This window comes from Aliiroseovarius sp. S1339, from assembly GCF_023195695.1.
Lineage (GTDB): Bacteria > Pseudomonadota > Alphaproteobacteria > Rhodobacterales > Rhodobacteraceae > Aliiroseovarius.
This window is the reverse complement of record NZ_JALPQG010000008.1, coordinates 69,512-85,209: the sequence shown is the minus strand read 5'-3', so window position 1 is coordinate 85,209 and position 15,698 is coordinate 69,512. Positions and strand designations below refer to the sequence as shown.

Genomic DNA, 15,698 nt, shown 5'->3' with positions numbered 1-15,698 from the left:
GGCGTTGTGATTTCGGCTGCTAAGGCGGCTTACATGCCCAAAGCGGATTTCACCTGGTTGATCGCGGCTTCCAGCAATGCCGGGTTTTGTGCGGCTGCATCGACTGCGGCTTTCAGGCCCGCCTTCTCAGCATCGCCCAGCGACGACCCGTCAATCATTTCGTTGACCTTGGCGGCGTCAAAGCCGTCTGTGGTCAGAGCGTCCATTGCAGCTTCGTCGGATGCCTCTGCAGCGGGCGCTTCGGTGGCACCTTCGACCGCGTCGGTCGCGGATTCGACTGCACCCTCTACAGCGTCGGTGGCAGATTCGACGGCACCTTCGACGGCGTCGGTCGCGGATTCTACGGCGCCTTCGACCGCGTCAGTCACGGCTTCACCGGCTTGGTTCAGCGTCTCGCCGGCAGCTTCCGCAGCGGCTGCGGCTTCTTCGGCGGCAGCATCGGCTGCGGCCTTAGCTTCGGCTTCAGCGGCCGCAGCGGCTTCCCCAGCGGCTGTTTCCGCCGCATTTACGTCCGCAGCAGCTTCTGGCACTGCATCTTCAGACACCATGTCGGCCTGACTGTTACTGTACCAGATGTAACCACCAATGGCGGCCGCACCCACGATCACAAGAGCGATAATGCTATTTTTCATATCGACATCCTCAACTTTTCTATACATGCGCTGCACAGATCTGCGCAGCATCCACTAGGGATGTGAGGGCTAAGCCGGTCGAGCGCAAGGGCAGTTCCACCCGATGCGCGTCAATACGCCAATCCATCCGGAAAAACGTAGTAAAAGCAGCGCCGCAGGTAAAATCCAACTCCATCAGTGGTCAATTCACGGCTCACTGTAAACAATCCACTGGCAAAACGCTTTATCGGGTTGAAACACGCCCGGTTGGGGCTTACCTTCCGCAATCGAAGTTTACTGTAACGTCAGAAGGAATGGCACAATAGCCCGCAGACCTCACAACGCGCCGCCGACGCGCGACACCGGCCCCCGCGTTAACGAACGCATCAAGGCCACTGAAATCCGCCTTATTGGCGCCGAAGGCGAAAACGCCGGCGTCGTCACCCCGGCTCAGGCAATGGTGATGGCACAGGAAGCAGGTCTGGACCTGGTTGAAATCTCGCCCAATGCCACCCCGCCCGTGTGTAAGATCATGGATTTCGGCAAGTTCAAATATGAACAGCAGAAGCGGGAAAGCGAAGCGCGCAAGAAGCAGAAAACCATCGAGGTTAAAGAGGTCAAGTTCCGCCCGAACACCGACACGCATGACTATGACGTCAAAATGCGCAACGTGTTCAAATTTCTGGAAGGCGGCGACAAGGTCAAAGTGACCCTGCGCTTCCGTGGACGTGAAATGGCGCACCAGAACCTTGGCCGCCAACTGCTTGAACGCGTTGCCGAAGACACCAAAGAGGTTGGCAAGGTCGAAAACATGCCGAAGATGGAAGGTCGTCAGATGGTAATGATGATCGGCCCGATGACCAAGTAAGCCACCTCCAAGCACGTGGCTGACACAAGAAAACGCCTCGCGATTGCGGGGCGTTTTGCTTTTTTGGGCGGTTGGCGCGGGTCCTAAGCCCGATCAGCGGCGCGCAACGATATAGCGGCGCAATTCTTTGGCCGGAAAGTTCCCGCTTTCAATGATCTTGAACCCATGTGCGGTGATCATAGCCTCCAACTCTTGGATGGTCATCATCGACACGAACGGCGCTTTGCCGACCAATTGCATCACTGGCAGCAGCAGTTTCATCGCATAGTAAAACCAAGGTCCGCGCCGCGTCGGTTTGCAAAAGGTTTTCGAGATGAACACCCCGCCGGGCGCCAACAGGTCGTGCACACGGTCCAACGCAGCCGGCAGATCTTCGATCAGATGCAGCACGTTATGGGCCAGCACCGCATCGTAGGGACCCGTCAGGTTTGACACACCCGCGTCCGTGACGTGGAAATCGACATTGGTGATCCCCTGCTCTTGCGCCCTTTCCTGCCCAATCCTGATCATCTCGGGCGACACATCTGTGATCGTCACATGACCAGCCGAGCTGGCCAGTTCCAGCGCGGTCGACCCGGTGCCCGCGCCGATTTCCAGCACTTTGTCCTGTGCACCAAGATACGAGCGTGTGCGGTCCAGCGTGTATTGATAGCTTTCCACGTCCTTGATGGCGGCTTTCGCATATTTAGGGGCAATTTTGTCCCAGAATTTGGCCGAGTTGATCATCTGTAATCTCCTTTGCGCCAATTTATATCTATGCACAGCACCGATAGAAATTGCCCAATTTCGTTGCTTTGCTATACGTAAATGCATGAATTGGGCGGCAATCTCTTTTGACTGGAACCAAGCGCGGGCCTTCATGGCCACCGCCGAGGAAGGATCGCTGTCCGCCGCCGCCCGTGCGCTGGGACAGACGCAGCCGACCTTGGGGCGTCAGGTTTCGGGGCTTGAGGACAAGCTGGGCATTGCGCTGTTTGAACGGGTGGGGCGTGGGCTGGTTCTAACGCCTGCGGGGCGCAACCTGCTGGAGCATGTGCGCAAGATGGCGGATGCGGCGGTCCAAATCTCGCTCGTGGCGGCGGCGCAGACGCAGACCATTGACGGCAAGGTGCGTATCACGGCCTCGGACGTGTTTGCCGCGCATATTCTGCCGCCTGTCCTGCGCCATCTGCGCGAAATCGCCCCGAAGCTGGAAATCGAGATTGTCGCCGCCAACGACATCCGCGACATCCAACGGCGCGAGGCAGACATCGCGATCCGCCACGTGCGCCCGGAACAGCCAGAACTATACGGCCGTCTTGTGCAGGAGGCTGAGGCACATCTTTATGCAGCAAAGCCCTACATTCAGCGTCGAGGCCGCCCATCCACCAAAGCGGATTTATCGCATCATGATTTCATCAGCTTTGGGTTTGCAGAGACGATGATCGCCTACCTCGCACCCCTTGGGATCACAATCACCGGCGACAATTTCCATATCGGTTCAAACAGCGGCGTTGTTGCATGGGAATATGCGCAGCGCGGTTTGGGCATTTCCTTCATGTCAGCCGAGGTCGGCGACGCAACCCCCGGCGTTGAACGGGTGCTGCCCGACATGGACCCCATCGTCTTTCCCGTCTGGCTGGTCACCCACCGCGATCTGCACACCAGCCCCCGCATTCGTCTGATCTTTGACACGCTGGCGGATTTTCTGTCGCGCGCACCCCGCAAGTGATCATTTTGATCTTCCTGCGCACAGCTTAGTCGGGTTAAGACCGCCGCACATCCCACCGTTTTCCCAGTCCCATTTTACCGCCTAAGGCTACCCTTATGGAAACACTGTCCTTCCTGTTCGTTCCGCTGTCGCTTCTGGCAACCGCGGTCATGGCCGCATCCGCCGCGATCCAAGCCCACCGGGTTCATATGGACTTGTTCGGGGCCACTGTCCTGGCCATCGCCACATCCATGGGCGGTGGCACGCTGCGCGATCTGTTTCTGGGGCTGACGCCGGTGTTCTGGATCACCGACACCCGTTATCTTGCAACTGCGGTTCCGGTGGCACTGATCAGTTTTGCCTTCGCCACACGCATGTCGTCCGGCGGTGGGCGCAGGCTGAAAATGCTCATGCAATTAGATGCAATCGGGTTGGCGCTGTTCACTTTGACAGGGGTTCAGGTGGCCTTAGACGCTGGCATTTCACCTGTTCTGGCAATCGTTATCGGCTGCGTGACAGGCACAGCAGGCGGGATGATCCGCGACCTTCTGTGCAACATGACGCCCAGCCTGCTGAAAGAGGACCTTTACGCCACGCTATCGCTTCTAGGCGGGGCGGTATATCTGGCGCTGCTCACCTATTTAGGTGACACGCTGGCCGCGGGCATCAGCTTCGCGGTCATTCTGGCGGCACGTCTGTTGGTCTTGCAGCTGAAACCGCCGCGTGACACAGCTTAGGGCGCTGCGCACCAGACCTAGACCTTTCCCCGGCGGGCAGCGATCAGTTCGGCCATGATCGACACGGCAATTTCGGCGGGGCCCTTTGCGCCAATGTCCAGACCCACAGGACCATGAACGCGCGACACATCAGCTGGCAGCACGCCTGCTGCCCGCAACCGATCCAGCCGCGCACGATGGGTGCGGCGCGAGCCAAGGCATCCGATATAGAAGGCCCCTTTCGCCAGCCCCTTAAGGATCGCCGGGTCGTCAATCTTGGGATCATGCCCCAATGTCACGATGGCGGTCTGGGGGTCCACGCCGACCAGTACAAGTGCTGCCTCGGTATCATCGCAGATCACGGGAAGCGTTGGGAAACGCTCGGGGGTCGCAAAGCTGCTGCGCGGATCTATCACCACAGGGTCAAAGCCGGCTGCCGCAGCCATCGGGGCCAGCACCTGCGCGATATGCACCGCCCCGACAAGGATCAGACGGGGCGGCGGGGTGTGAATGGCGACAAATAGATCGCCTTTAACACCAGTTTCGGCGTTTGGAAGGGGCAGCGTCATTGCCAACAGGCGGCGCACCCAGGTGCTAAGGTTGACCTCATACATCACCGCCACCCGCGCGGCGCGTTTTTCAACAAGGTCCGACAGGATCGCAACCGGCAGGCCCGACCCATCGCCATCTGTCACGGGCTCGACCAGAATGCGGATGGTGCCACCACAGGCCAACCCGGCGGCGAAAGCATCGTCGTCCGTCACGCCGTAGGTCAGCAAACGCGGCACGCCAACTTCCAGCGCCGCCTGCGCTTCGGCCACGACGGCCCCTTCGACGCACCCGCCAGAAACTGACCCCTCGATCGCTCCGTCATCGGCAATCACCACCTGACTGCCCGCCGGGCACGGCGCACTGCCCCAAGTTTCAACCACCGTGGCAATCGCCACGCGTCGCCCAGCGCAGTGCCAATGCAAGGCCGTTTCCGGGACCGTTTTCAAACCTGTCACATCTGCCATTCTGCTGTCGCCAACCATCGTCGAAATCCGAGTGCGATATGTCGCCGGCCTGACGCTTGGCCGCAATGAAAAAAACAGCCTTTGACCATGAAAAAGGGCCGCCCGACATGTCAGACGGCCCATTATGGAGTATACCGCTTACCACACAAAATTTCACTCACTACGCGCCTCACAAAGCTGCGTCGGCGCGCGAAACCCGTCATCATCGCAATTCTCCAGAGGTCTTAGACCAATGGTCTTCGCGCTTGATTCCCATCTTCGTATTAGATGCTAATTGCCATTCAAGGGACGTCCGCCGCAAGGAATTAAGGCCTTCCGTTGCGTAAGCTCTACCCTCACGATAGCGCGTTGCTGAACGTTAATGCCCGCCTAGCCCGCCGTTGACGGGTTTTGACAGGTCTGCCACAGTCAGGCGCACTGAACATAGCAATAAAAAAGGGCGCGCGCTAAGCTTATGTTACAACGAACAAAATCTTTCCCGCGCGGCACGCCAGCCCACCGGAATACCGCGTGACTATGCGCATTACCGCCGTCACCTGCATGAAAAACGAGGCAGCCTTCTTGTTGGAATGGCTGGCCCACCACAGGGCGATTGGGTTCACCGATTTTCTGGTGTTGTCGAACGGGTGCGACGATGGCACCGACATCATGCTGGACCGTTTGCAGGAAATGGGCGAACTGACGCACCTGCGCAATGATGGCCCCTACGGTCAGGGTGGCATCCAATGGACCGGGTTCAAGATCGCAGATAAGCATCCCTTGGTGCAAGACGCCGATTGGCTGATGACGCTGGATGTGGACGAGTTCGTGAATATCCACACGGGCGACCATACGCTTGACGCCCTGCTGGCCGCCCTGCCCGACGCGGACGCGATCACGATGACGTGGCGGCTTTTCGGCAATGATGGCGTGGTGGACTATCACGATTACCCGATCACTAATCAGTTTAGCCGCGCCGCGCCCGAGGTCATGACCTGGCCGTGGCGCGCCTTCATGTTCAAGACGCTTTATCGCAATCGGGGGGCTTACCGAAAACTCGGCGTGCACCGTCCGCGCGCGCCTGTCGACGGCATTGTCGAAACCACGCGCTGGTTTGACGGCAGCGGCCGTACGCTGGATGAAAGATTTCAACGCAACCAAATCTTTTCGCCATTTACCCGCCCGAATTACGGGTTTGTACAACTGAACCACTACCCGCTGGGGGCGATGGAAAGCTTCGTTCTGAAATGCGATCGAGGGCGTGTGAACCGGGCCGACAGTCCGATTGATATGGATTACTGGTGCGAGCGGAACTGGTCCGACGTCGAAGACACCTCAATCCAGCAAACAGAGACGTCGCGCCAGTCGCATCTGGCGCGCCTGATGGCCGATCCAACACTGGCCAACCTGCATGACGCGGCGGTCAATTGGCGCAAAAACCGGTTTGATGAGTTGATGCAGCACGAAGCCAATCGCGCCCTGTTTGGACGGCTCCTGATGACGCCGCCAGCCCGCCCGGTGCTGTTGGAAGACGCGCAAAGGATATACAAATTTGCGCAAATGCCTCGCAGTTCCACCGATTAAGACGGTGCCGGAAACAGTGCGGTGCATCTGGCGCATCTCTCCCTTTTATTGCCGCATTGCTCACTAAAATCCGCCTGCTTTCACGCCCAAGGAACAAGGCGAGTAGAGCAACCAGTGCCGAGGTTTGGGTGATACAAAATAATCCGCCAGAAGATGAGATGGGCCCGGACCTTATGGACGCATCCCGAGAGGACTGGCTGAACCAGATTGAGAGCCTTGGCGACGAGCGTGGATATTTCGAACCGCTGGGTCCAGATCATTCCGCCATCCTGACCGACGAAGGGTCGACGCTTATTGTTACCTTCGAAACACTTGAGGACATCCGCGAAACCGCCCCGCTGCAAGAGCCGCTTGGCTGGAATCTTGTACGCGAAAACAACTGGTCCAACCTATGCATTCTGGCGCACAAAAAAACGTGGTTCCGTGATCGCGCCGTCTATGGGTATTTCGATCGGTTGATCGAAGATGGGTTCTTTGAAGAGTTTGAAAAGGTTGTTTTTTATGGCGTTGGCATGTGCGGCTATGCAGCGGCGGCCTTCTCGGTTGTGGCGCCAGATGTGACGGTCATTTCCGTGCAGCCACAAGCCACCCTTGATCCGGATCGCGTAGATTTCGACCGCCGATTTCCCGAAGCTCAGCAACGGGATTTCAAGGGCCGCTATGATTATGCACCCGAGATGACTGAAATGGCACAGGCTGTGTTTGTGCTGTTCGATCCGGCGATCATCGAAGACACTGTTCACGCGGCACTGTTCAGGGGCGATCACATCCACCGCATTCGCTGCCGACGTTTCGGTAACAGCCTGCCCAAGGCGCTTTTTGCGATGGGTGTGACACAAACTCTGGTCGATCAGGCTGCGAAAGATGCGCTGACCGAACACGACTGCTATCGCGCCTTACGGGTGCGGCGGCGATACCTTCCTTACCTGCGCAAGCTTCTTAAGGGGGCCGAGGCGCGCGCAAAGCCCCAATTGATCAAATGGTTGGCGGGCGCGGTTACGACGACCCATCGCGCGCCCCGGTTCAAGAAAGCACTTAAACGCGCAAATCGCGCGCTGGCTCAGTCCAATCTACAGGGTCCGCCCACGTGACCCCTGCGCGGCGGCCCCTACGGGTCGTTCGATTCGAGACACCTATCCATCGAATCATCTGGCACGAAGCGTGACCCTGCGCTATGCCCTGTGCCGATGACCCAGACACTGAACCTCCGCCGCCCCGATGACTGGCACCTGCACTTGCGCGATGGCGCGATGCTGAACGCCGTCCTGCCCGAAACCGCACGTCATTTTGCGCGCGCCATCATCATGCCGAACCTTGTGCCCCCGGTGGTCACAAGCGCGGACGCCAAGGCCTATCGCGACCGCATCATGGCCGCGCTGCCCGCCGACATGCGCTTTGAACCCTTGATGACGCTTTATCTGACCGAGGATACGGACCCGGCAGACGTCGCTGCGGCGGCCGCCAGCGGCTTGGTGAAAGCGGTGAAGCTTTACCCGGCAGGCGCCACAACTAACTCCGCCTCGGGCGTGCAGAATTTCGACAAGGTGCGCCCGGTGCTTGAGAAGATGGCCGAGATCGGCCTGCCGCTCTGCGTCCACGGCGAAGTGACCGACAGCGATATCGACATCTTCGACCGCGAGGCCGTTTTCATCGACCGCGTGCTTGACCCGATCCGCCGCGCGACACCTGACCTGAAAGTGGTGATGGAGCATATCACCACCCGCGACGGCGCCCATTACGTCAAGGCGAATGACACCAATATCGGCGCCACCATCACGGTGCAGCACCTGATCCTGGACCGCAACGACATGCTGGTCGGTGGCATGCGCCCGCACTATTATTGCCTGCCGATCCTGAAGCGCCGCGAACACCGCGAGGCCTTGTTGGCCGCGGCCATATCGGGCGACCCTCGCTTCTTTCTCGGCACTGACAGTGCACCACATCCCACCCACGCCAAGGAAAGCGAATGCTGCTCCGCCGGGTGTTTCACCGCGCCGAACGCCCTGTCGATCCTAGCCGAAACATTCGAGGCAGCAGGCGCGCTGGACAAGCTCGAAGGCTTCATATCGCTGCACGGCCCAGCCTTCTATGGCCTTCCCGTGAATGAGGACATGATCACGCTCCGCAAGGGCGACCCGATCACCTATCCTGCCACATTGCAGACAGGCGAACACACCGTCACCACCTTCGACCCCGGTTTTCCACTGCACTGGCGGGTCGAGGCCTGAACCACTGAACAAGGACCGCTGCCCATGATCCCTTCGACCTTCCCCACCAAGGATGAAATCGCCCGCCTGACCGCGCGGATGCTGTTGGAAATTGGGGCCGTGAACTTCAACACCGACGAGCCCTATACGCTCGCCTCTGGCCTGCCTAGCCCGTCCTATATCGACTGCCGCAAACTGATCAGCTTCCCCCGCATCCGCTCGACTCTGATGGATTTCATGACGGTCGAAATCATGCGCGAAGCGGGGTTCGAGGCGTTTGACAACATCGCCGGTGGCGAAACCGCGGGCATCCCCTTCGCGGCCATGGTCGCCGAACGCTTGGCCCTGCCCATGACCTATGTGCGCAAGAAGCCGAAGGGTTATGGCAAGAACGCACGCATCGAGGGTGCGATGAGCGAAGGGCAGAGCGTGCTCTTGGTCGAAGACCTGACCACGGACGGCGGATCCAAGCTCAGCTTCGTTGATGCGATTCGCGACACTGGGGCCACCTGTGCGGCCACTGCCGTGATCTTCTATTACGACATCTTCCCCGAGACGGAAAAAACCCTTGGCGATCATGGTGTTCAACTGATCCACCTGTGCACATGGTGGGATGTTCTGACTGAGGCCAAGGCCCAAGGCACGTTTTCGACCGAGACTTTGGACGAGGTGGAACGCTTCCTAAACGATCCTCGTGCGTGGCAAAAAGCCCGCGCAAACAAGTAACACACCTACTATCCATAGGCACCATTTTGCGGGACCGCACCAGATATGGTAGGCTCACGTTATCCACAGGATTCCCACAGGAACATACATTTTGCCTTTGTGCATCCCAAGGCGCTAAACAATCCCCAAAAAGGGGCAGGCAGTCATGAACGAAATCAGCAGTATTCCTCAGGGCGCACAATCGGGCGACGCCAGCGAAAGTGTGCAGGACGCCCTGCCCCACCATATCGAAGCTGAACAGCAGCTTCTGGGTGCCATCCTGACGAACAACGACGTCTATGACCGCGTCGCCTCGATCATCAATGCGGGTCATTTCTATGAACCCGTGCATGCCCGCATCTGGGAAATCGCCGCCAGCAGGATTTCGAAAAACGCACTCGCCAGCCCCGTGACGCTGAAAGCGTTCATGGAAGATGACGAGGGGCTGAAGGAACTCGGCGGACCCGCCTATCTGGCGCGCCTTGCCGGCGCTGCGATCTCCAGCTTCGCGGCGCGTGACTATGCGCAAATGATCTATGACCTCGCGATCCGTCGCGAGCTGATCCAGTTGGGCCAGGATATTTCCTCCAAGGCGCAGAAGGTCGACATTTCGTCTGAGCCGAAAGAGCAGATCGTCGAAGCCGAACAGGCGCTTTATAAACTGGGTGAGGCTGGCCAGACCGACAGCGGGTTCCAAAGCTTTCTGAAAGCTGTGACTGATGCAGTTCAGGTCGCGAACGCCGCCTATCAACGCGAAGGCGGGCTGGCGGGCGTGTCAACTGGCCTGTCCGATCTGGATAACAAGCTTGGGGGGCTGCACCCCTCGGACCTTCTGATCCTTGCGGGTCGTCCGTCGATGGGGAAAACCTCGCTTGCAACCAACATCGCATTCAACGTGGCCAAGGCTTACAAAAAGGGCACGCGCCCGGATGGCAGCGAAGGCGCGATTGATGGTGGCGTTGTCGGGTTCTTCTCGCTTGAGATGTCAGCCGAACAATTGGCTGGTCGTATCCTTGCGGAAGCCTCGGAAATTTCATCCCATAAAATCCGTCAGGGTGATATGGACGAAGGCGAATTTCGCCGTTTCGTCAATGCGGCCAAGGACTTGGAAAGCTGCCCACTGTTCATCGACGACACGCCCGCCCTGCCGATCAGCCAGTTGGCCGCCCGCGCGCGCCGCCTGAAACGGACCCATGGTCTGGACCTTCTGATCATCGACTATCTGCAGCTGTGTCGCGGCACATCAGACAACCGGGTGAACGAAATCGGCGAGATCTCGATGGGCATGAAGGCCATCGCCAAGGAACTTGGCATTCCGGTCATCGCCTTGTCACAGCTCAGCCGTCAGGTCGAAAACCGCGACGACAAGCGCCCGCAACTGTCGGACCTACGCGAATCCGGCTCGATCGAGCAGGACGCCGACGTGGTCATGTTCGTGTTCCGCGAGGAATACTATAAAGAACGCGAAAAACCCGGCGATCACGAGCTGGACCGTATGGCAAGTTGGCAGGACGAAATGTCCAACCTGCACGGCAAGGCTGAGGTCATCATCGGCAAGCAACGTCACGGCCCCATCGGCACTGTAGATCTGTCCTTCGAAGCGCAGTTCACACGCTTCGGCAACCTCGTGCAGAAATGGCAGCAAGGGTCGGACAGCGGGTTCTGATGGGCGTTTTGTCCTGACCAGCGCGTCTCCCTGCGCAATCGAGTCTATATCTTGCGCCGCTAACATCACCCGAATCCGCATCGTCCCCCGCCCCTTCTCTTGTTTGCCGCGCCGCAGCGGTTTATGACCGGCGCGACTGCTCACCAACCGAAAAGGTCTGCCCGCATGATCCCTCGTTATTCCCGCCCCGATATGGTCGCCATCTGGTCGCCTGAAACCAAGTTTAAGATCTGGTACGAGATCGAGGCGCATGCCTGCGACGCCATGGCCGATCTGGGCGTGATCCCGCGCGAAAATGCCGACGCCGTGTGGAAGGCCAAGGACGTGACATTCGATGTGGCGCGCATTGACGAGATCGAGGCCGAAACCAAGCACGATGTCATCGCCTTTCTGACCCACCTTGCCGAACATGTCGGCAGCGAAGAGGCACGGTTCGTGCATCAGGGCATGACCTCGTCGGACGTGCTGGACACCTGCTTCAACGTGCAGCTGGTGCGCGCCGCGGACATCCTGATCGAAGATACGAAAGCCCTGCTGGCCGCTCTGAAACGCCGCGCGCTTGAACACAAGGACACGATTCGCATCGGGCGCAGCCACGGCATCCACGCAGAACCCACCACCATGGGCCTGACCTTCGCGCGCTTCTATGCGGAAATGGACCGCAACCTGAACCGCTTGAAGAAAGCCCGGATGGAGGTCGCAACGGGCGCGATTTCCGGCGCCGTCGGCACATTCGCCAATATCGACCCCGCCGTGGAAGATCATGTCTGCGAAAAACTGGGGCTGGAACCCGAGCCGATCTCGACCCAAGTCATCCCGCGCGACCGCCACGCTGCGTTTTTCGCAGCCCTTGGTGTCGTGGCGTCGTCAATTGAAAACGTCGCCACCGAGATCCGCCACATGCAGCGGACCGAGGTGCTGGAAGCGGCCGAATTCTTCTCGATGGGTCAGAAGGGCTCGTCAGCCATGCCGCACAAAAAGAACCCGGTGCTGACCGAGAACCTGACCGGTTTGGCCCGGCTGGTGCGCATGACCGTGGTGCCCGCGATGGAAAACGTGACGCTTTGGCACGAACGCGACATCTCGCACAGCTCGGTCGAACGCAACATCGGGCCTGATGCCACGATCACGCTGGACTTCGCTTTGGCGCGCCTGACCTCGGTGATCGACAAGCTGCTTGTCTATCCCGAAAACATGATCGCCAACATGAACAAGTTCCCTGGTCTGGTCATGTCGCAGCGCGTGCTTTTGGCCCTGACCCAAGCTGGCGTGAACCGCGAAGACGCTTACCGCATGGTGCAGCGTAACGCATTGAAAGTCTGGGAAACCGGGTGCGATTTCAAGGGCGAACTATTGGCGGATGAAGACGTCGTCAAGGCGCTGGGTGTCGATGGAATCGAAGAAAAATTCGACCTTGGCTATCACACCAAACACGTTGACACGATTTTCAAACGCGTGTTCGGCGAGACCTGATCGGGACACGTGCGGCGCTCCATTTGGACGCTCGCGACATTCATGCTATCATGGGGCTTCCGAAAGGAGGCCCCAATGCGTTTCAAGACCCTTATCTGCGCACTTGTGCTGACCATTTTGCCAACGCTCTCCGTTGCAATGGGCTGCGAGCGCGGCGACCACACAGCAGCAAGCTGTGACGCAGGTCAGACTTGGGATGACGCCACGCAAGCCTGCGTTGACGCCGTTTCAAGCTAAAATTGCGATGGCGGTAAGCCCGCCTTAACGAAACCATGCCAATCTGGCAAAAACCAGATTGAAGAGGCTGCGTTGACCGCAATTGAAATCGCCAATACTGATATCCTGTCAGCGGATATCGAGATGCCGAACCAAAACGTCGGCACGTTCAATCGGCTGCCCTTGGCAGGCCGATCAGAAAATGTGGCGCAAGCTTTGTCACGGAAACAGAAAGCAGCGATCATCGTGCGCTTGCTGCTTGCAGAGGGGGCGGAGCTGTCGTTGCAAGCCCTGCCCGAAGCCCTTCAAACTGAAATGATCCGCCAAATATCAGGTATGCGCTACGTGGATCGCGCCACGCTGAAAGCCGTTGTTGATGAATTTGTGGCCGAGATTGAAGATATTGGCTTGGCCTTTCCAAACGGGATCGAAGGCGCTTTGACGGTGCTGGATGGGGCCATCAGCCCCGCCACTGCTGCGCGTGTGCGAAAGCTGGCCGGAGTCAATCTGTGCGGCGATCCGTGGGACACCATCGCCAAGCTGGAACCAGAGGTGCTGCTGTCCACTCTGCAAGAAGAAAGCATCGAAATTGCTGCAGTTCTGCTGTCGAAGCTGAAAGTCTCGATCGCCGCTGACCTGCTGGGTCAATTGCCCGGACCACGGGCGCGCAAGGTGGCGTACGCAGTGTCGCAAACCGGGTCGATCGCGCCCGATGTGGTCGAAAAAATCGGACGTTCGCTGGCGGATCAACTGGGAGCCCGCCCACCAAAAGCCTTCGACAACGGCCCGGTGGCGCGGGTGGGGGCGATCCTGAACGCCTCACCGGCTGCCACCCGTGATGATGTTCTGGACGGATTGGATCAGGATGATACGGCGTTCGCTTCGGCGGTGCGCAAGGCTATCTTTACCTTTGCGGACATACCCGCGCGGGTCGAACCCGCCGACGTTCCGAAAGTCACCAAGGACATTGATCAAGCGGTGCTGGTCACCGCGCTGACTGCGGCCACCGGCGATCTAGAAACTGCGGCCGACTTCATCCTTGGGGCTATGTCCAAGCGTCTGGCTGAACAAATCCGCGAAGAGATGGCCGAGCGCGGCAAAGTCAAAACCAAGGATGGCGAGGCCGCGATGGCGGCAATCGTCGCCCAAATCCGAGAACTTGAAACCGCGGGTGAGATATCCTTGATCATAGAAGAGGAGGAAGAAGACTGATCACACGCCAACGCAGGCCGCAAGTGCTTGCGAGCACCAGCCCTTGTGGTTATGTCTGAGAACCTATGAACACCACGCGCGCAGCGCCAGACCGCCGCGCTTATGGAGACAGGGAAGATGGTGCAAGAAAAACGGGGCGTTGGCCCCTACCTGACTCATGTGGCGCTGTCTGCCGTCCTGAACCTGCCCCGTCTTTTGCCCTATAACCGGCGCTTGCCTGCGGTCGGCTGGCTGGCCGCAAACATCGTCGGGCCAATTGCCGGATATGACAAACGCATCCGTAACAATCTGGCGGTGGCTTGCCCGGACATGCCGCCCGCACAGGTCAAACAGATGGTCCGCGCCGTTCTGACCAATGCCGGACGCTTTCTGGCCGAGATGTGGTCTGGCGACGCCTTTTACAAGCGACTGCAGAACACAAAACTGTCTGGCCCCGGCGTCACAGCTATGGAAACCGCGAAAGCGGCCGGACGTCCCATCATCGCGATCTCGGGGCATTTCGGCAATTACGACGCGGCCCGCGCTGTCACAATTCAGGCCGGATACAACGCCGGTGCGCTGTATCGCCCGATGTCCAACGCCTATTTCAACGAAAGCTACAAAGCCCGCATGGTAGGCTTCGAAGGTAAGGCGTTCGAGCAATCCCGCCGCGGCATGGCCGAGATGGTGAAGCATCTTCGCCAAGGCGGCCTGCTGGCAATTCTTTTGGATCAGCGCGAAGATCAGGGCGCAAAGCTCAGCTTCTTTGGTCAGCCCGCCATGACCACGTTGGCGGTGGCAGAAATGGCCTTGAAATACGATACATTGTTCATTCCCATCTTCGCCATCCGTCAGGAAAACGGGCTGGATTTCGACATTGTGGTCGAAGATCCGATCGCACATAGCGACGCGGAAACAATGATGCAGCAATTCAATGATCGGCTAGAGGCACGCGTGCGTCAGAACATGGATCAGTTTTTATGGATTCATAACCGCTGGCAATTGCCCAGCGCGGATTGAGCCGCCAATCCAGCAGCCTATCGCCTAGTTCAGCTTGATCGCGGCCAGAATCTCTCCGGGATATCCGCCTTTCGTGGCGGTTTGAAGAACGATTGCGGCGGACTGTCCTTCGGGCGCGACGGGAACCGGCAGGTCAAATTCGACTGTTTCCATCCCATCCCAAGCGCCAAAGCCTTGAATGTCCGTCACGACGTTGGTTGACGTGATCGACAACCCGGCATTTTCGCCCCGGCTGATGTTCACCTGCGCCATGGGCCAAAAGCGCACGATCTGCACAAGGATATTGCCCGGCAGCGCGCGATGGGTCATGCGCGCCACGCGCAAACGCGGCGCACCCGCATCACTGGTGGTTGTCTGCAACACCACACGCGGTGTTTTTGCTTGATGGCGGTGAATGACATCCATCACTTCGACAACATGGCTGCCGACCGCTTGATCAATGCCACCAATCACCATCTGCGGTGTATAGATCGAGCGTGTTCCGAAGCCATACGCATAAGCCTTTTGCCGTTTGGTATGCGCAGCCTTCGCGAACGTGTCCTTCCAGCCGATATAGTCCCAGTAATCCACATGCATCGCCAGCGGCAGAATATTGTCGTATTCGACCAGCTTGCCCAACAACGCATCGGCTGGTGGGCAAGACGAGCACCCCTGCGATGTAAACAGTTCAACAACTGTCACTGGCCGCTCTTGAGCGGTTACAGGCAGGGCGCCAAACCAAGCGGCGCATACTAAAAACAGGGGCAAAACAGCTTT

Annotated in this window: 16 protein-coding genes; 12 read left to right on the top strand and 4 right to left on the bottom strand. The window is 58.7% G+C overall.

Annotated features, from left to right (window positions below; genetic code table 11):
• Positions 1 to 29: 29 nt before the first annotated feature.
• A complete protein-coding gene (locus MUY35_RS13090; protein ID WP_248369271.1) occupies positions 30 to 632 on the bottom strand; it encodes a hypothetical protein in 603 nt (200 codons plus the stop codon).
• Between the two features lie 301 nt (positions 633 to 933).
• Between MUY35_RS13090 and infC the strand changes: the two genes are divergently transcribed.
• Positions 934 to 1,479, top strand: coding sequence for a translation initiation factor IF-3 (gene infC, locus MUY35_RS13085; protein WP_248369535.1), 546 nt, complete (start codon positions 934 to 936; stop codon positions 1,477 to 1,479).
• A gap of 93 nt (positions 1,480 to 1,572) precedes the next feature.
• On the opposite strand, the gene MUY35_RS13080 is transcribed toward infC, so the two are convergent.
• Positions 1,573 to 2,205, bottom strand: coding sequence for a class I SAM-dependent methyltransferase (locus MUY35_RS13080; protein ID WP_248369269.1), 633 nt, complete (start codon positions 2,203 to 2,205; stop codon positions 1,573 to 1,575).
• An 85-nt stretch (positions 2,206 to 2,290) separates the two neighbouring features.
• On the opposite strand from MUY35_RS13080, the gene MUY35_RS13075 reads away from it, so the two are divergent.
• Both MUY35_RS13075 and MUY35_RS13070 read left to right on the top strand, forming a co-directional pair.
• Positions 2,291 to 3,190 carry a LysR family transcriptional regulator gene (locus MUY35_RS13075; RefSeq protein WP_248369267.1) on the top strand — a complete coding sequence of 300 codons (900 nt, stop codon included), beginning with the start codon at positions 2,291 to 2,293 and terminating at the stop codon, positions 3,188 to 3,190.
• Between the two features lie 95 nt (positions 3,191 to 3,285).
• Positions 3,286 to 3,906, top strand: coding sequence for a trimeric intracellular cation channel family protein (locus tag MUY35_RS13070; protein ID WP_248369263.1), 621 nt, complete (start codon positions 3,286 to 3,288; stop codon positions 3,904 to 3,906).
• A 17-nt stretch (positions 3,907 to 3,923) separates the two neighbouring features.
• Here MUY35_RS13070 and MUY35_RS13065 read toward each other — a convergent pair whose 3' ends face one another.
• Entirely contained in the window at positions 3,924 to 4,901 is a 978-nt protein-coding gene (locus tag MUY35_RS13065; RefSeq protein WP_248369259.1) for an XdhC/CoxI family protein, read from the bottom strand.
• Positions 4,902 to 5,417: 516 nt separating this feature from the next.
• Between MUY35_RS13065 and MUY35_RS13060 the strand changes: the two genes are divergently transcribed.
• The 9 genes from MUY35_RS13060 (at position 5,418) to MUY35_RS13020 (ending at position 14,942) form a co-directional block, all read left to right on the top strand.
• A complete protein-coding gene (locus tag MUY35_RS13060; protein ID WP_248369533.1) occupies positions 5,418 to 6,464 on the top strand; it encodes a glycosyltransferase family 2 protein in 1,047 nt (348 codons plus the stop codon).
• Between the two features lie 158 nt (positions 6,465 to 6,622).
• Positions 6,623 to 7,555, top strand: coding sequence for a phosphoadenosine phosphosulfate reductase (locus tag MUY35_RS13055; RefSeq protein WP_248369257.1), 933 nt, complete (start codon positions 6,623 to 6,625; stop codon positions 7,553 to 7,555).
• A 96-nt stretch (positions 7,556 to 7,651) separates the two neighbouring features.
• Entirely contained in the window at positions 7,652 to 8,692 is a 1,041-nt protein-coding gene (gene pyrC, locus MUY35_RS13050) for a dihydroorotase (protein ID WP_248369255.1), read from the top strand.
• A 24-nt stretch (positions 8,693 to 8,716) separates the two neighbouring features.
• Complete coding sequence (locus tag MUY35_RS13045; protein WP_248369253.1) at positions 8,717 to 9,397, top strand: orotate phosphoribosyltransferase; 681 nt, start codon at positions 8,717 to 8,719, stop codon at positions 9,395 to 9,397.
• Between the two features lie 145 nt (positions 9,398 to 9,542).
• Positions 9,543 to 11,042, top strand: coding sequence for a replicative DNA helicase (locus MUY35_RS13040; RefSeq protein ID WP_248369250.1), 1,500 nt, complete (start codon positions 9,543 to 9,545; stop codon positions 11,040 to 11,042).
• 165 nt (positions 11,043 to 11,207) lie between these two features.
• A complete protein-coding gene (gene purB / locus MUY35_RS13035; RefSeq protein ID WP_248369247.1) occupies positions 11,208 to 12,515 on the top strand; it encodes an adenylosuccinate lyase in 1,308 nt (435 codons plus the stop codon).
• Between the two features lie 75 nt (positions 12,516 to 12,590).
• Entirely contained in the window at positions 12,591 to 12,752 is a 162-nt protein-coding gene (locus MUY35_RS13030) for a hypothetical protein (protein WP_248369242.1), read from the top strand.
• A 72-nt stretch (positions 12,753 to 12,824) separates the two neighbouring features.
• The gene (locus MUY35_RS13025) at positions 12,825 to 13,943 is read left to right on the top strand and encodes a FliG C-terminal domain-containing protein (protein ID WP_248369237.1); all 1,119 of its coding nucleotides are present in this window, start codon (positions 12,825 to 12,827) and stop codon (positions 13,941 to 13,943) included.
• Positions 13,944 to 14,060: 117 nt separating this feature from the next.
• Positions 14,061 to 14,942 (top strand): lysophospholipid acyltransferase family protein, encoded by an 882-nt coding sequence (locus tag MUY35_RS13020; protein ID WP_248369232.1) that lies wholly within the window; start codon positions 14,061 to 14,063, stop codon positions 14,940 to 14,942.
• Between the two features lie 24 nt (positions 14,943 to 14,966).
• On the opposite strand, the gene MUY35_RS13015 is transcribed toward MUY35_RS13020, so the two are convergent.
• Positions 14,967 to 15,623 (bottom strand): DUF1223 domain-containing protein, encoded by a 657-nt coding sequence (locus tag MUY35_RS13015; RefSeq protein ID WP_248369227.1) that lies wholly within the window; start codon positions 15,621 to 15,623, stop codon positions 14,967 to 14,969.
• Positions 15,624 to 15,698 lie beyond the last annotated feature (75 nt).

Bases quoted from the DNA above. Each gene is read 5' to 3' on its own strand.
- purB (WP_248369247.1), top strand. From the start codon at position 11,208: ATGATCCCTCGTTATTCCCGCCCCGATATGGTCGCCATCTGGTCGCCT.
- MUY35_RS13075 (WP_248369267.1), top strand. From the start codon at position 2,291: ATGAATTGGGCGGCAATCTCTTTTGACTGGAACCAAGCGCGGGCCTTC.
- MUY35_RS13045 (WP_248369253.1), top strand. From the start codon at position 8,717: ATGATCCCTTCGACCTTCCCCACCAAGGATGAAATCGCCCGCCTGACC.
- MUY35_RS13070 (WP_248369263.1), top strand. From the start codon at position 3,286: ATGGAAACACTGTCCTTCCTGTTCGTTCCGCTGTCGCTTCTGGCAACC.
- MUY35_RS13065 (WP_248369259.1), bottom strand. From the start codon at position 4,901: ATGGCAGATGTGACAGGTTTGAAAACGGTCCCGGAAACGGCCTTGCAT.
- MUY35_RS13030 (WP_248369242.1), top strand. From the start codon at position 12,591: ATGCGTTTCAAGACCCTTATCTGCGCACTTGTGCTGACCATTTTGCCA.
- MUY35_RS13090 (WP_248369271.1), bottom strand. From the start codon at position 632: ATGAAAAATAGCATTATCGCTCTTGTGATCGTGGGTGCGGCCGCCATT.
- MUY35_RS13055 (WP_248369257.1), top strand. From the start codon at position 6,623: ATGGGCCCGGACCTTATGGACGCATCCCGAGAGGACTGGCTGAACCAG.
- MUY35_RS13020 (WP_248369232.1), top strand. From the start codon at position 14,061: ATGGTGCAAGAAAAACGGGGCGTTGGCCCCTACCTGACTCATGTGGCG.
- MUY35_RS13040 (WP_248369250.1), top strand. From the start codon at position 9,543: ATGAACGAAATCAGCAGTATTCCTCAGGGCGCACAATCGGGCGACGCC.
- MUY35_RS13080 (WP_248369269.1), bottom strand. From the start codon at position 2,205: ATGATCAACTCGGCCAAATTCTGGGACAAAATTGCCCCTAAATATGCG.
- MUY35_RS13060 (WP_248369533.1), top strand. From the start codon at position 5,418: ATGCGCATTACCGCCGTCACCTGCATGAAAAACGAGGCAGCCTTCTTG.
- pyrC (WP_248369255.1), top strand. From the start codon at position 7,652: ATGACCCAGACACTGAACCTCCGCCGCCCCGATGACTGGCACCTGCAC.